Genomic DNA, 14,854 nt, shown 5'->3' with positions numbered 1-14,854 from the left:
GGTAAACAAAAAGAAGAGAGGGTATTCCTCTCTTTCTTATTATGAACTAAATAAGCTACGAAGTGAATCAATAAGACGACTTAATAGGTCCAACAAGCTTCTAATAAAACCTTGCGTTTCCTCTCTGTTTAGAAAATCGCCTAAATTATCGCGAACTTTTGATATTTGATTTTGGACTTGGTTCCAATCGATATTCATATCTTTCATCCTCATAAATAGAGACACTAAACCATCTAGTTCTTCATCTGTTAGTGTTACACCTAATTCTGCTGCAATACGGCGAATCAATTCCCGTAGGTCATCTTCTGTTTCAACCGCGTTATTTGCGATTTCTTCTTTAATTCTGTTCATTAATTCTGTTGCTTCTTCAACACCAATTGATTCACTAAGTTCCCCAGTTCGTACCATTTCCTCATTGGCAATTTGTTTTTGTTCTTCTGGTATAACGACTTCTGCTGCAACTTCATATGCTTTAATTAAGCCTGTTAGTGCGGCTGTACCGGATACTTTTATTGGGGCTGTAACATAAATATCCGCATCTTCAACACCTGCTGTAATTAAAGCATTTGCATACATTTCCTCAGAAACCCAATCAATATTATTAGCTTGGACGGTAAGTCCAGCACCCTCTTCTCTTAACGTAATTTTAGAAGATGACAGAGCTCTCGTTCCTATGCGAGATGCACTAATGTAATTTCCCAAATATTGATGTTCTTCGGCATTTGTTACATAAATGATTTGATCTTCATCCGTTGCTCCCATTTCACTAAGCAAACTTTGCTTTTGTGTCTCAGATAAATTTTCACCTAGAGTAATGACAACATCTCCGGGAGCTGCATCTGCCATCACATACACTGGCACTAATAAAGAAAGCACTAACGTGACACTAATTAACTTTTTCCATAACGATTTCATTTCAATCAACTCTCCTTTTACGACTGGTCATACCAAGTCACTCTCATGTAAGACGAGAGCTATACTAATTAAGAAACACTTTTTTCAAAAGAAATAAAAGGGACTTAAGTCACGTTTTCAATTTATAAACGTGACAATTCTGTTCCCTTACATTCTTTTCCAACTGGAAAGCATGGCCAACAATAGAGTACAACCACAGTATTTAAACATATGAGAAATAAAGCGCTAAATACCATTTGTTCTTCATTCATCATCCAAATCCCAAAGAAGAGCGGACCTAACGCTACACCGAGAAACCGCAACATCGAGTAAAACGAAAAGACTGTCCCCTCTCTCCCTTCGTAACAATAGAAGCTAAAGCTGAGTTAGCCGCAGGTAGCAACATCCCGAATCCTGCTGAAAAAAACATCAATGACAACAAAAAAGCCATCCATTGAAGAGGCAAAATAACAATCATTAGCGCGCCTATCAGCATGAACAGAAGGCCATATGAAAAGACTTTTTTGTACTGTGTTTCTTTGCCTTTAAGTCCCCTGCCTGTCATATAAGAAAAAATTGTCAACATGAATAAAGGAACAGCTAAGAAAATCCCATTCCATAAAGAATTTGCGATTGTCATCTCTAATAAATACGAAAAATAGAATAAATAACCAAACAATAAAAACATACCAATTACTCCGGTGAAAAAAATCGGTAGTAACCACCTCCAATGAATTTTAAATAAATAAGTAATATTCTTTTTTCTTTTTTGGTATGGTACTTGATCAATTGATACTGTAGCATCTGTTTGAACAAATAGAAGTATGCCCACTAAAGCAAATAGTGAAATAGCAAACAAGAATACAAAGCTTAGTGACCATGATAAAGCAAGAACAACCCCTCCAATTATCGGACTAATAACTTTACCTATGCCGTTAAACACCTCTATCGTTCCTAAGGCACGATTTCTTTGCTCGCCATGATATATGTCAGAAATAAATGCCATAGCTAACGGAGTAACACCACCAGCCCCAACTCCTTGTATCACTCTCCCAATCAACATAAGCTGAAATGCATTTGTCACCTCCGCCTTCATAGTCGCAATCGCTGAAATGAAACACCCGATCATAATTATCGGCAAGGCAATAAGCGCTATTTTTCTTCGACCAAATCGATCCGATAAAATTCCTCCTAACGGTACAAGAAGAGCTGCCGGAATAGAAAAACTCGTTAATAACCATCCACCTTCAACAGTCGTAATAGCTAGATCTATTTGCATCTGTGGAAGCAATGGTATAAACATCGAATTTCCTATTACCATGATTATTGGTAGCAAGCCAATGAAAAACATTATGTATCCTGGACGGGCTCCCATTCCTATTCACTCCCAGCCTTTAAAGAAAATTATTCCAAGACATCTTCCTCATTTTGTCATATTAACAAAGAAACAACATATACTTTAAATGAATTAGTTCAACTAAAAACTAGGAGGACAAGCTAATGAAACGTATCGGAACGATTCTCATAATCCTCGTTATTCTATATAGTACTTATTATGATCTAACGATCGGAACTTTACCCAACGGTTTAACAGAAGCAGCTGAAACCAATATCGACGAAATGACAACGGAATCTCTCAGTGACGAGTCAGAAAACCTCGTACAATTTGAACCATTTCAAGAGGTTACAATTGAACCAGGCCAAACCGTCCTTTCGATTGTAGAACATTTACATGAAGGACCTATTTCCGCATCAATTCAAGAAATTGTTTTTGATTTTCAAGAACTAAATGACGGATTAAAACCTGAAGATATTCAAATTGGAAAGACCTACCTATTCCCTGTTTATCACTGATTTCTTTTACTTCTACTTGTAGACTCTTACTTTATCCTTGCCAAACAATTGCCTACATTGATAAAATGAATACGATTCTCTTTATGAGACTAGGTGAAGAGTTAACTCTTCGAAATAAAGGAGCGATTGGGTCTATGACCGAAATTACACATCGTACAAAAACTCGACCAGTTAAAGTAGGTAACTTAACGATTGGCGGAAATAATGAAGTTGTTGTCCAGAGTATGACAACGACAAAAACACATGATGTTGAAGCTACTGTCGCTGAGATTAAGCGCCTTGAAGAAGCTGGATGTCAAATTGTACGCGTAGCTTGTCCTGACATGCGTGCAGCTGAGGCGATTTCAGATATTAAAGCTCAGATTAATATTCCATTAGTAGTTGACATTCATTTTGATTATAAGCTTGCGCTTAAAGCAATTGAAGGTGGAGCAGATAAAATTCGTATCAATCCAGGGAATATTGGAAAACGCCATAAAGTTGAAGCAGTTGTGAAAGCTGCAAAAGAAAAAGGAATTCCGATTCGTATTGGAGTAAATGCTGGTTCTTTAGAGAAACGCATTCTTGAAAAATATGGTTATCCAACAGCTGATGGCATGGTGGAAAGTGCTTTGCACCATATAAAAATCCTTGAGGATCTTGACTTTCATGACATCATTGTATCGATGAAAGCTTCTGATGTGAACTTAGCAATTGAAGCTTATGAAAAAGCAGCGAAAGCATTTGATTACCCTCTCCATTTAGGAATTACAGAATCAGGAACTTTATTTGCTGGAACCATTAAAAGTGCGGCAGGACTTGGTGCCATTTTGAATTTAGGGATTGGTAATACCGTTCGTATCTCATTAAGTGCAGATCCGGTTGAAGAAGTGAAAGTTGCGCGTGAGCTACTAAAATCTTTTGGTCTTGCTTCAAATGCAGCCACACTTATTTCATGCCCAACATGTGGCCGAATTGAGATTGACCTTATTAGCATTGCTAACGAAATTGAGGAGTACATTTCTTCAATTAAAGCACCCATTAAAGTAGCTGTTCTAGGCTGTGCCGTTAATGGTCCTGGAGAAGCCAGAGAAGCCGACATTGGTATTGCTGGAGCAAGAGGTGAAGGGTTGCTCTTTATGAAAGGTGAAATTGTCAGAAAAGTACCCGAGGAAACGATGGTCGAAGAATTAAAGATTGAAATTGATAAAATTGCTGCAGAATATCAAAAGAATCAGCCAGAATTAGAAAAAGCATAAGCTCTTTTGAGCCTATGCTTTTCTTATGTTCCCCGTCCTCCTCAATCAGCTAAAAGAATGGGGAGAAAAAGACGGTCATGAGAATCGAAATAGCACCAATACCAATCGCCCAGTTTCCAAGCGTTGTTGAGCCATAACGACGTGAAACAAATCCAACTACTATACCAGCTGCTCCAAGCAATACCGGTAAGAAGAATAGGGATAGAATAGACAACACGATCGCAAAGGTTCCAACACCACGGCCTGCAGTGACGTCATCTTCATTTGCACGAGCAGTCTCTTCCCTTTCGAACCTGTCATTCATAACTCCATATTCTGCAGCTGTTTCTTCTTGGAAATCAGTTACGACAGGTTCTCTCTCTTCTTCTGTTAATTCAAGATCTCGAGTGTCACTTCGTCCGTTTTCATACTTTCCATCTACATGGTTATTCACTAATGTTAACGAACGGTCATCTTCATCAACTAACCTTATCGGTTCATCTTTCGGATGTTCTCGATCTGCCATACAAATCCCTCACTTTCTTTATTTCGGGGAACAGTACTTAGTATGACTTACTAATTTAGAATTATCGGTGTTAATCTTTTCTTATTAAGGAAGGGTTCACTAGACCGGCTTCTCTTTTTCGTGTAATGTAAGGAAAAACAGCATTTATGAGGTGAATTTACAATATGTCAGTAAAAAAACGAATGGGCCTAGATATTGATGGAACAATTACTTGCCCAACTACATTTATACCCTACTTAAATAAGCATTTTAAAAAATCACTCACATTAGAAGATATAACTGAATACGACCTAACTTCCGTTTTAGGCATCTCAGAAAAACAATTTTGGGAATGGATGGGAGAGAACGAGGGAATTATATATGAAGAGGCTGAGCTTGCGAAAGGTGCAGAAACTACCTTACATGAATGGACTAAATCCCATGATTTGATTTATATTACTGCACGCCGTAATCATTTAGCTGATGTTACAACAAAATGGTTTACACAAAAATCAATTCCTTATGACCATATTGAATTAGTCGGAAAACACGATAAAATTGAAGCGGTTAAAAACCACAAATTAGATATTTTCTTTGAAGATAAACATGATAATGCTGTTGCAATCGCCGAAGAATTTAATATACCAGTTATTTTAATGGACACACCATATAACCGTCTTCCTGCTCCCAAAACCGTTGTTCGTGCAAACAACTGGGTTGAAGCGAAGGAATGGGTAAATAATTGGATTAAAGAGAATAGCTGAGCATACAAATGGGTTCAAAGAGAATGCTCTCTCTGAACCCATTTAAAATTACTCTTTTGGCTGGAAGGTATGACAACATGTCTCTTTTATCGTGTTGGCTGCATCCTTATGTTCTGCTCTTTCATAAGGTTCTTCTCCAGCTTCCATGTTATAATCACGATTTGCATGAGAATCAATTTCGACAAGAATTGATTCTGCCTGGCATTTATTGCCCTCACCCCAAAATGTACAATTGGCAACATTACATTTTACAAGCGGCTTTGTCATCTTATCATCCCCTCCTAAACATTAGGATTGAACGAATAGATGATTATATTCTTTATAATACCTGGTCACTTTAGCTTTGTATTTCCATTTTGAGGTCACTGTTCTTGGAATATGGAATTAAATGCTTCTCATCATTCTTAACCATCCATTTAATCAACTCGATCTCGTTATCTTTTAAAGCTCTGTTTAATTTTACTTCAAAGACCTCAGATAATTTATTTACATTCGTTTCCATGTTATCACCTCAAATATAAAGTTAACTCATTTTATGACCGAATTGATTAAATTAACCAAATCAAAACATAACATTAACAAAAGTCAAATAATTCTTTCTTCTATTCTATACCTTCCCCTCTCGAAAGTAAACGCTTTCAAATTAAAGAAAAGATATTTTCTTAAACTTGATCTAATTTTGACACTTCAAACAACAATTAGTAAGAAATGGCCAAAGGAGAAAATACCTAAAAGAGGAGCATAAAAATCAAAAGTTTGATTTTTGCTCCTTCTTTTCTTATTTACACTCCTGGCACTTACCATAAATCTCAAATTTATGACCAGTGACTTCAAAATCTGGAAATATTTGTTGAAGTGAATCCATTGGACAATTATCAATGTGTTTCGTTTTTCCGCATTCTAAACAGATTAAATGGTGATGATGCTTAGATACTGAACAACTAAAACGAAACTTCCTCTCTCCATCTAGTTCAGTTTCTTCGAGAATATTCAATTCCGAAAAGAGAGAAAGGTTCCGATAAATCGTATCAAAACTCATTCCTGGATAATCATTTTGCATATGTTCAAGTACATCTTTTGCCGATAAATAGCGTTTTTCAAATGCAAATAGATGTAACATATCTGCTCTCTTATCAGTATGTTTATACCCTTTCTCCTTTAAGAGCTCCATCGCTTCAGTTACATTCATACTAAGCCCTCCATTGGTTACCCTCTTACTTTTTTAAAAGCTAGAATTACCATTAGTAACAATACACTCATTAATACAATCATTCCGCCTGTAGCTATCGCATACTGATAAGAAAAGTATAAACCAGATGCGATTGCTACCTGAGAAAAAACAATCCCATACCCCACCAGCTGCTTGAAGCTTCTTGCTAACTGAATACTAGTAGCTACAGGTATAACGACAAGCGCACCAACAAGTAAAATCCCTACAATCTTCATTGACATTGAAATCACTAGGGCAATTAATAATGCAAACACAAAATTTACTATTTTAATGGATATTCCCGAAACTTTTGCGAACTCTTGATCAAAAGAGATGGAAATAAATTCTTTATAAAATAATCCTATTAAAAGAATAACGAGTAAAGCGGTCATCATAATAAATTGTAAATCACTTACTGTTACGCTGACAATACTTCCAAATAAATATGAATACCATTCATTATATCCTGTTCTAGCTAATGAAATAAAAATTGCACTCATTCCAACAGCTGTTGATAAGATAATGGGAATGGCCAATTCTTGAAAATGACGATATACATTTCTTAATTGTTCCGTAACTAAAGCACCAAGAAGTGCAAATAATACCCCAAAATACATTGGATTGATTGATTCAAATACCGGTCCTATCGTACCAATAAAAACACCAGCTGAAATACCTGCTAATGTAATATGAGAAATCGATTCTGAAATAATTGATACCCTTCGAACTAATAAAAAAGCACCAACAATCGGGGCAATCACTCCTATAATAACCCCAGCGACAACGCCTCTTTCAATAAAGGTTAATTGATTTAAAAGTTCCATCTTATCTTTTAGCCCCTAACTAATACATTTCCTTTACACTCTTTATTTTAACACTCGCTTTTTCAATAAAAATAGTTAAGAGCAATAAGAAAACTGCTATCATAACAATCATTCCACCTGGAGCCAAATCAAAATAAAAGGCTGATATTAAACCGCCAATAACCGAAATCTCTCCAAGTAAAATAGAATAGAAGAACATCTGTTTAAAGCCCTTCGCAATTCTCATTGCAGCTGCCACAGGAAGAGTCATCAAGGATGAAACGAGTAAGATTCCAACGACCCTCATAGAAGCAGCAATTACCAATGCCACCATAACGATAAAAATAAAGTTAATGAGGCGACGATTGATACCCGAGACAACCGCTTGCTCTTCATCAAATGAAAGAAAGAATAGTTCCTTATACAGTAAAATTAAAATAATTACTACAATACAAGTAATGATACTAATTGTCCATAAGTCAGAACGACTTACGGCCATTACACTTCCAAACAAGTAATTAAATAAATCATTATTAAACCCATCAGCTAGCGAAATGAAAACAACACCAATTCCTATCCCTCCTGATAAGATAATCGGAATCGCAATTTCTTTATAATAGTTGTAAACACCTCTTAACTGTTCAATTAATAGAGAACCAGCAACTGAAAAAAACAATCCCATGTAAAGAGGATTGAGCGCTTGAAAAAATGTCACATGTTTAGCTAGTAATAAACTTGCTGCAATACCGGATAAAGTAATATGAGACAAAGCATCCGCTATTAAAGACAGCCTTCTTACAACCAAAAACACTCCAAGGGTGGGAGCTAACAATCCTATTAAAACGCCTGTATAAAAGGCATTTTGAAGAAATTCATAGCGAAAAAATGCTTCTATCATTTGTTAATGTCCTCCATGACTATGATTATGAGTTAGCAAGTGCACATCATGGCCATAGAATGTCGATAAATCTTGATTCGCCTCGAAATCTGCTGTATTTCCGTGGAAATGAAGAGTTTTGTTTAAACACGCTACATCTGTTACATGATCCGTCATTGCACCAATATCATGAGTGACCATAATTAAGGTTATTCCTTTTTCTTTATTTAAATAGTCAAGCATATCATAAAACTGACGAACACTCTTTGCATCTACACCAACTGTTGGTTCATCTAAAATTAGTAATTCTGGCTCACTCACTAACGCTCTAGCAATAAAGACCCTTTGTTGTTGTCCTCCTGATAACTCACCGATATTTTTATTTATAAAATCACTCATACCTACTTGAGCAATCGCTTCTTTTACTAATTGCTTATGTTTTTTATTCATAAAGCGAAACAAGCCTAATTTACCATATAAACCCATTGATACAACTTCAAACACAGTGGCTGGAAATCCACTATTAAAGCTATTTGCTTTCTGAGAAACGAAACCGACTTTCTCCCAATGGCGAAATTTGGATACTCTCTCACCAAATAATTTTATTTTCCCTTGTTGTGGTTGTAATAAACCAAGTAATAATTTAATTAATGTTGATTTCCCAGATCCATTTGGCCCAACCAATCCTAAAAATGCACCCTTTTGAATAGATAAAGTTATATCTTCAAGAACTTTTTGGTTTCCATATGAAAACGAAAGTCCTTCTATCTCGATAGCCTCTATTTGGATAGCTTTTTTCATGATCTCTCCCCTTCCTTTTATTTATTTCCTTGTATTTATCAGAACAATTACGATTTATATATCACCTTGCTTTTTCTATTATAAAGGTTATTTTTATTCTGTCTACCTTTGAGTACTTGTCATGAATTTTGATATAATCAGGACAATCTCACAAGATAGAAGGTGTATTTTTTGTCGAACAATTATTATGCAATTATTGACATGGGCTCCAATTCGTTCCGCTTGGTTATTAACCAAATTGATCAGAATGGACGATATAAAGAATTACATAACTATAAAACAGTAGCAAGGCTAAGTACCTTCATAACAGAAAAAGGAGACCTCTCTGGTGAAGGCATAAATATAACAATTGATACGCTCGAGCGTTTTAAAGATATCATTACTTATCATCAAGTAAAAAAAGTCGTTGTCATTGCAACAGCTGCTATGAGAAAAGCGAGCAATCGGGACAAAGTTGTTAGAAAAATAAAAGATAAGTTTGGTATGAACATTCGTATTCTAAGTGAGTATGAGGAAGCTTATTACGGGTATTTAGCTGTTGTAAATTCAACCACTTTTAAAAATGGGTTTACCGTTGATATTGGTGGGGGGAGTACAGAAATAACGTTATTTAAAGATCGTGAATTAAAGCATTACCATAGTTTCCCATTTGGAGCAATTACTTTATACCAAACATTTTTTCAAAATGGAAGAACGAATGAATCTATAACATCACTTAAGCAATTTATTAAAGTGCAATTAGATACACTTCCCTGGCTTAAAGAAAAGGAAACTTTACCTGTAATTGGTATCGGCGGTAGTGCCCGTAACCTTTCTCTTATTCACCAATATCAAACTGAGTATCCCCTAGCTGGTATACATCAATACGAAATCCCACAACAAGAATTAATAGAGATAAATCAAATGTTGCAACAATCAACTTTAGAAGAACGTATGCATTTAGAAGGACTTTCAAAAGATAGGGTAGAAATCATTATTCCGGCGGTTGAAGTTATTAAATCACTGACTGATTATGTACAATCAGAATCGTTCATTATGAGCAGTAAAGGTTTACGAGACGGTATTTTTTATGAGCAATTGTTAAAGAGTATGGAAGCAGACCGTTTTCCAAATGTCGTTGAGGAAAGTTTTTATCAAATCACCGAAAAATACCAAATCAACCAAGAAAATGTGACACATATTTCCACTCTTGCGAAACAACTACATCAAGAGCTTGCTCCGTTTTCTGAAGTGGATTTTGACAATGACTATGCCATAATGTTGCTAGCCCAAAGTGCAAAGGTCTTGTATATAGGAGAGTCAATTAATAATGAAGCAAGTAGTCAAAACACGTTTTATTTGCTTACTAATATGACAATTGAAGGATTGTCTCATAAGGAACGTTTGGCTGTAGCGTTAATCTCATCATTTAAATCTAAATCCAAAATGTTACAATATGCGAAACCATATAACAAATTATTAGAGAAAAATGATTTAAAATTATATGAGTACCTCGGGTCCATTATGAAAATTGCGTATTCCTTGGACCGCACTAGAAGGAGAGCGATCGCTCGAATAGGTCCTGTTAAACAAAAAGACCAAAATCTGTTGATTCCTCTCTTTTACCAAGAAGATCCATTTTTTGAGAATATTCAGATTAGCAAACATAAAAAGCATATTGAAAAAATCCTTAAACATACAGTGGATCTTCAATACTTACCTGTAAATGAGTTCTGAGAATTACAAATGGATCATAAAATTTACAATTAACTTCTAAATGAAAAGTACAATGAATGGAAAGGTTGAGTACAATGAATGAAAATTTTATTCAGGAAAACATTGATCTCAATAATCCAACCTTTTATAACAATCGAGAGTTGAGTTGGCTTGCTTTTAATGAGCGCGTTCTAGAAGAGGCTATTGATGAACGGAACCCGATTCTTGAACGCCTAAAGTTTTTGGCTATTTTCAGCTCAAACCTTGATGAATTTTTCATGGTTCGTGTTGCAGGGCTAAAGGATCAGGTAAAAGCAGGATACAATAAGCCTGAAAATAAAGCTGGACTTACTCCAAAACAGCAACTAAAGCATATTTCTGAGAAGAATCACAAATTAGTTCACCTTCAAGATACGGTCTACACAAAAACAATTATCCCAATGCTATCTCACGAAGGGTTTCATTTTATGGATATTGAGAACTGCACTGCAGAACAAATTGATTTTCTTAGAGATCGTTTTCAACACTATATTTTTCCAGTATTAACACCGATGGCCATCGACGCCTATCGTCCATTTCCTATGCTATTAAACAAAAGCTTAAATCTTGCTGTTGTTCTTAAAAAGTTAGGGAATTGGGAGGAAAAAGAACAACTAGCAATTGTACAAGTACCTGCTGTGTTAAATCGTTTTATCAAACTGCCTAGTACATCATCTGAGCAAGAACAATTTATCCTATTGGAACATGTGATTGGATTTTTTATTAATGAACTCTTTAGTGGGTTTGCTGTAAAGTCGGTTTCTCCTTTCCGTATTACTCGTAATGCAGACATGACTATTCATGAAGAAGGTGCTCGTGATTTACTCCTTGAAATCGAAAAAGAACTAAAAAAAAGAAAGTGGGGAGCTGCTGTTCGATTAGAAATGCAAAAAGGCCTAATGGATCGAAATGTCCTCAATTTATTATTAGATGTATTAGAGCTTCAGCAAGATGATGTTTATTCATATGAAGGGCCTATCGATCTTACATTTTTATCGAAGTTAGCAACACAACTTGTAAAAGAGCATGAACACTTAGCGAACGAGTCATTAATACCTCAGCCTCCTGAAGACCTAATTGGTGAAGAGGATATTTTTAAAGCTATTTTGAAAAAAGACATGATTCTTCACCACCCATACGAGTCATTCCAACCGGTTATTGACTTTATTGATCGTGCCGCTGAAGACCCTTATGTACTTGCTATTAAGCAAACTTTATACCGAGTAAGCGGTGATTCTCCTATTATCCACTCGCTTGCTCGTGCTGCAGAAAACGGAAAACAAGTAACTGTATTAGTTGAGTTAAAGGCAAGGTTTGACGAAGAAAATAACATTCAATGGGCCAAAAAACTGGAGAAATCAGGTGTACATGTCATTTATGGGATTACTGGACTAAAAGCTCATTGCAAGATCACCCTTGTTGTCAGACATCACGATGATCAAATCCAACGTTTTGTTCACTTAGGGACAGGGAATTATAATGATTCTACAGCAAAGCTATATACAGACATTGGCTTTTTAACAGCTAAAGAGCCTTTTGGAATTGATGCAACCAATTTCTTTAATTATTTGAGTGGCTATAGCGATAAACCAGTTTGGCATCACTTAAGTATTGCCCCTTTTGAAATACGCAGCAAATTCCTCAATCTCATTGACAAAGAAATTGAGTATCACAGGCAAAATGGGCAGGGTCATATTATCGCTAAAATGAATTCGCTTACGGATAAGCCTATTATTTTAAAGTTGTATGAAGCTTCTCAAGCTGGAGTTCAAATTGATTTAATTGTTAGAGGGATTTGTTGTCTTCGTCCTCAAATTACAGGTGTAAGTGAAAATATCCGTGTCTTAAGCATTGTTGATCGCTTTTTAGAACATAGTCGTATTTTTTATTTTCATCATGACGGTGAGGAAGAGATGTTTCTATCTTCGGCGGATTGGATGACTAGAAACATGGAAAAGAGAATCGAGATCTTATTCCCTATTCTAAGCACTCAAAATAAGCAGCGCATTAAAGAAATCCTTACACTAACTTTAGCTGATAATAAAAAAGCACGCGAACAAAATTCAGATGGTAGTTATAACTATGTAGAAAAGCAACATCATGAGCAACCAATTCAAAGTCAATTGGAATTTCACAAACTCGCTTCACGCTTCACTAAAAGTGAGGAGTGATCTAAATTCAGTACTCCAATAGTCCAGAATGCGTAAGCACCTAGAAAGTAAAAGAGCAGGAACCATTTATTATATGGTTTCCTGCTCTTCCACTTTGAATAGAATTAAAAGAGTAGCTATGCTTTTTGTACTTGACGCGAACGCAGCTTTTTTGTAATAACTCCTTGCTTCGGAGAGAAGAAGAAGGCCAAACCAAAGAAAATGGAAGCAACAAGTACAATTGAGGCCCAGAAGCCACATCATAAACTACAGAATAATACATTCCTATTACAGCTGATAACACTCCAAAAACAGCTGATAAAGAAAGCATTACAGGCAAACGATCGGTTAGTAAGTAGGCTGTAGCCCCTGGTGTAATTAACATCGCTACTACTAAGACAATTCCTACAGTCTTTAAAGAAGCAACGGTTACCAATGATAGTAAAAGCATTAGTAAGTAGTGAACCAATCGTACTGGAATTCCTGTCGCCTTCGCCATAACCGGATCAAAAGTGCTTAGCAGCAACGGTCGGTAAAATAAAACAATCATTGCGAGTACAAAGGCACCGATCCCTAACGTAACATATAAGTCACTTCTTGAAACAGCTAATACATTACCGAATAAGATATGCCAAAGGTCTACCCCAGTACCACGAAGACCAGTGATAAGTACGATCCCTAACGCAAAAGCAGCTGTAAACATAATTCCGATTGCGGAATCATCTTTAATCCGACTATTTTGTGACACATAACCAATGGCCAATGCTGTTAGCACGCCTGTGATTGTCGCCCCTATGAAGAAATTTGCCCCTAACATATAAGCTATAACTACACCAGGTAGAACAGCATGAGAAATCGCATCTCCCATTAACGCCATTCCACGCAAAATTATAAAGCAGCCAATGACTCCACAAATAACACCTACCAAGATTGCTGCAACTAGAGCTTGCTGCAAATAAGCATAGCGTGTAACTTGGTCAATGAACATCATAATGTTACCCATTAATCACTCACCACCATCATATTTTCATTTGCTCCAAATAACTGAATACTGCCTTTGTACGTTTTTGATAGAATTTCAGGCTGATAAACCTTTTTGACCGCCCCAAACTCAATTAATTCTTTGTTTATTAGAAGCAATTGATCAAAATATTGTTCGACCTTACTTAAATCGTGATGAACCACAAAAACAGTTTTTCCTTCATTTCTAAGCTGACGTAACAAATTGATGATAATTTCTTCTGAGGTAACGTCAATCCCAACAAAAGGTTCGTCTAAAAAGAACAAATCTGCATGCTGAGCGAGTGCACGAGCAATAAACACACGCTGTTGTTGCCCCCAGATAATTCTCCAATCTGGCGTTTTCTGTAATCAAGCATACCTACTTTATCCAAAGACTCAATAACGATCTCTACATCTTTTTTTCCGGACTTTTTATACCAAGGAATATGTGTAAACCTTCCCATCTTTACAACATCCTCAACAAGTACGGGAAAATCCCAATCAATTTGATTTCGTTGAGGAACATATGATATCTTTTTTCTCATATCGTTTACATTCTCACCAAATACAGAAACATTCCCGGTTGCCTTCTCTAATCCTAGAATCGCTTTTATTAACGTTGATTTACCTGCCCCATTCGGTCCAATAATCCCTATTAAATTTCCTTCTTCAGCTCGAAAGCTAATATTATTAACTGCTTGATTCTTCTCATAGAACACAGAGAGTGATTCAACTTTTAAAACATCCGTCATGTAGTCTTCCTCCCATCTCCATAAAAACAACTTCTTTTGCCATAAGGCAACTTTTTAAGAACAGAGGAGCTGTTATCTTTATACAGCTTTCACTCTATTTACTAATTTCTTCTTCTATTTTTACCATCATCACAACATATTACGGATTACACCTAAAATATGTGCAAAATTAGGACAGGGAACAAAAGTTTACTTAGGGAAACTTTTAGCTTAAAATCATTATAATCTGAATATGAAATCTTGTAAATAATAGTTTATTTAGCGAAACGAATAAAACGAGAATAACTCATA

General features: G+C 35.9%; 14 protein-coding genes and 2 pseudogenes. 5 read left to right on the top strand and 11 right to left on the bottom strand.

Going from position 1 to position 14,854, the window contains the following annotated elements:
* Window positions 1-39 precede the first annotated feature (39 nt).
* Window positions 40-915: a DUF1002 domain-containing protein gene (locus BkAM31D_RS05135; RefSeq protein WP_066153703.1), complete on the bottom strand. Its 876-nt coding sequence runs from the start codon at window positions 913-915 to the stop codon at window positions 40-42.
* A gap of 283 nt (window positions 916-1,198) precedes the next feature.
* Window positions 1,199-2,269, bottom strand: coding sequence for an MFS transporter (locus tag BkAM31D_RS05130; RefSeq protein WP_085449739.1), 1,071 nt, complete (start codon window positions 2,267-2,269; stop codon window positions 1,199-1,201).
* 125 nt (window positions 2,270-2,394) lie between these two features.
* Here BkAM31D_RS05130 and yqfZ point away from each other — a divergent pair, with 125 nt between their 5' ends.
* Both yqfZ and ispG read left to right on the top strand, forming a co-directional pair.
* A complete protein-coding gene (gene yqfZ / locus BkAM31D_RS05125) occupies window positions 2,395-2,748 on the top strand; it encodes a protein YqfZ (RefSeq protein WP_066153697.1) in 354 nt (117 codons plus the stop codon).
* A gap of 143 nt (window positions 2,749-2,891) precedes the next feature.
* Window positions 2,892-3,986 carry a flavodoxin-dependent (E)-4-hydroxy-3-methylbut-2-enyl-diphosphate synthase gene (gene ispG / locus BkAM31D_RS05120; RefSeq protein WP_180319901.1) on the top strand — a complete coding sequence of 365 codons (1,095 nt, stop codon included), beginning with the start codon at window positions 2,892-2,894 and terminating at the stop codon, window positions 3,984-3,986.
* A 49-nt stretch (window positions 3,987-4,035) separates the two neighbouring features.
* Here ispG and BkAM31D_RS05115 read toward each other — a convergent pair whose 3' ends face one another.
* Window positions 4,036-4,491, bottom strand: a complete 456-nt coding sequence (locus BkAM31D_RS05115) for a DUF4190 domain-containing protein (protein WP_157076800.1) — start codon at window positions 4,489-4,491, stop codon at window positions 4,036-4,038.
* A 164-nt stretch (window positions 4,492-4,655) separates the two neighbouring features.
* Between BkAM31D_RS05115 and BkAM31D_RS05110 the strand changes: the two genes are divergently transcribed.
* Window positions 4,656-5,234, top strand: coding sequence for a 5' nucleotidase, NT5C type (locus BkAM31D_RS05110; protein ID WP_066153692.1), 579 nt, complete (start codon window positions 4,656-4,658; stop codon window positions 5,232-5,234).
* A gap of 48 nt (window positions 5,235-5,282) precedes the next feature.
* On the opposite strand, the gene BkAM31D_RS05105 is transcribed toward BkAM31D_RS05110, so the two are convergent.
* The 6 genes from BkAM31D_RS05105 to BkAM31D_RS05085 all read right to left on the bottom strand — a co-directional run bounded on the left by BkAM31D_RS05105 (window position 5,283) and on the right by BkAM31D_RS05085 (window position 8,925).
* Window positions 5,283-5,501, bottom strand: a complete 219-nt coding sequence (locus BkAM31D_RS05105) for a DUF1540 domain-containing protein (protein ID WP_066153689.1) — start codon at window positions 5,499-5,501, stop codon at window positions 5,283-5,285.
* Window positions 5,502-5,571: 70 nt separating this feature from the next.
* Window positions 5,572-5,736: a hypothetical protein gene (locus BkAM31D_RS23460; RefSeq protein ID WP_157076799.1), complete on the bottom strand. Its 165-nt coding sequence runs from the start codon at window positions 5,734-5,736 to the stop codon at window positions 5,572-5,574.
* 276 nt (window positions 5,737-6,012) lie between these two features.
* A complete protein-coding gene (locus BkAM31D_RS05100; RefSeq protein ID WP_066153685.1) occupies window positions 6,013-6,423 on the bottom strand; it encodes a Fur family transcriptional regulator in 411 nt (136 codons plus the stop codon).
* Window positions 6,424-6,440: 17 nt separating this feature from the next.
* Complete coding sequence (locus tag BkAM31D_RS05095; protein WP_066153684.1) at window positions 6,441-7,268, bottom strand: metal ABC transporter permease; 828 nt, start codon at window positions 7,266-7,268, stop codon at window positions 6,441-6,443.
* A gap of 19 nt (window positions 7,269-7,287) precedes the next feature.
* Window positions 7,288-8,145 (bottom strand): metal ABC transporter permease, encoded by an 858-nt coding sequence (locus BkAM31D_RS05090; RefSeq protein ID WP_066153681.1) that lies wholly within the window; start codon window positions 8,143-8,145, stop codon window positions 7,288-7,290.
* Window positions 8,146-8,148: 3 nt separating this feature from the next.
* The gene (locus BkAM31D_RS05085; RefSeq protein WP_066153677.1) at window positions 8,149-8,925 is read right to left on the bottom strand and encodes a metal ABC transporter ATP-binding protein; all 777 of its coding nucleotides are present in this window, start codon (window positions 8,923-8,925) and stop codon (window positions 8,149-8,151) included.
* 162 nt (window positions 8,926-9,087) lie between these two features.
* On the opposite strand from BkAM31D_RS05085, the gene ppx reads away from it, so the two are divergent.
* Together ppx and BkAM31D_RS05075 are read left to right on the top strand one after the other, a co-directional pair.
* Window positions 9,088-10,641 carry an exopolyphosphatase gene (ppx, locus tag BkAM31D_RS05080; protein ID WP_371807184.1) on the top strand — a complete coding sequence of 518 codons (1,554 nt, stop codon included), beginning with the start codon at window positions 9,088-9,090 and terminating at the stop codon, window positions 10,639-10,641.
* A gap of 74 nt (window positions 10,642-10,715) precedes the next feature.
* A complete protein-coding gene (locus tag BkAM31D_RS05075) occupies window positions 10,716-12,830 on the top strand; it encodes an RNA degradosome polyphosphate kinase (protein ID WP_066153671.1) in 2,115 nt (704 codons plus the stop codon).
* Between the two features lie 116 nt (window positions 12,831-12,946).
* On the opposite strand, the pseudogene BkAM31D_RS05070 reads toward BkAM31D_RS05075, so the two are convergent.
* A pseudogene (locus tag BkAM31D_RS05070) lies at window positions 12,947-13,800 on the bottom strand (metal ABC transporter permease).
* 11 nt (window positions 13,801-13,811) lie between these two features.
* Window positions 13,812-14,563: pseudogene (locus BkAM31D_RS05065) on the bottom strand (metal ABC transporter ATP-binding protein).
* Window positions 14,564-14,854 lie beyond the last annotated feature (291 nt).

It is taken from the genome of Halalkalibacter krulwichiae (assembly GCF_002109385.1).
Taxonomy (GTDB): domain Bacteria; phylum Bacillota; class Bacilli; order Bacillales; family Bacillaceae_D; genus Halalkalibacter; species Halalkalibacter krulwichiae.
Note: the sequence above shows the minus strand (reverse complement) of the source record. Positions and strands in the feature narration are given on the sequence as shown.

What these genes read in the sequence shown, in the direction of transcription:
- BkAM31D_RS05095 (WP_066153684.1), bottom strand. Translation starts at nt 7,268, where the DNA reads ATGGAACTTTTAAATCAATTAACCTTTATTGAAAGAGGCGTTGTCGCT.
- BkAM31D_RS05100 (WP_066153685.1), bottom strand. Translation starts at nt 6,423, where the DNA reads ATGAATGTAACTGAAGCGATGGAGCTCTTAAAGGAGAAAGGGTATAAA.
- BkAM31D_RS05105 (WP_066153689.1), bottom strand. Translation starts at nt 5,501, where the DNA reads ATGACAAAGCCGCTTGTAAAATGTAATGTTGCCAATTGTACATTTTGG.
- BkAM31D_RS05130 (WP_085449739.1), bottom strand. Translation starts at nt 2,269, where the DNA reads ATGGGAGCCCGTCCAGGATACATAATGTTTTTCATTGGCTTGCTACCA.
- BkAM31D_RS05090 (WP_066153681.1), bottom strand. Translation starts at nt 8,145, where the DNA reads ATGATAGAAGCATTTTTTCGCTATGAATTTCTTCAAAATGCCTTTTAT.
- BkAM31D_RS05075 (WP_066153671.1), top strand. Translation starts at nt 10,716, where the DNA reads ATGAATGAAAATTTTATTCAGGAAAACATTGATCTCAATAATCCAACC.
- BkAM31D_RS05085 (WP_066153677.1), bottom strand. Translation starts at nt 8,925, where the DNA reads ATGAAAAAAGCTATCCAAATAGAGGCTATCGAGATAGAAGGACTTTCG.
- BkAM31D_RS05110 (WP_066153692.1), top strand. Translation starts at nt 4,656, where the DNA reads ATGTCAGTAAAAAAACGAATGGGCCTAGATATTGATGGAACAATTACT.
- BkAM31D_RS23460 (WP_157076799.1), bottom strand. Translation starts at nt 5,736, where the DNA reads ATGGAAACGAATGTAAATAAATTATCTGAGGTCTTTGAAGTAAAATTA.
- BkAM31D_RS05135 (WP_066153703.1), bottom strand. Translation starts at nt 915, where the DNA reads ATGAAATCGTTATGGAAAAAGTTAATTAGTGTCACGTTAGTGCTTTCT.
- BkAM31D_RS05115 (WP_157076800.1), bottom strand. Translation starts at nt 4,491, where the DNA reads ATGGCAGATCGAGAACATCCGAAAGATGAACCGATAAGGTTAGTTGAT.
- yqfZ (WP_066153697.1), top strand. Translation starts at nt 2,395, where the DNA reads ATGAAACGTATCGGAACGATTCTCATAATCCTCGTTATTCTATATAGT.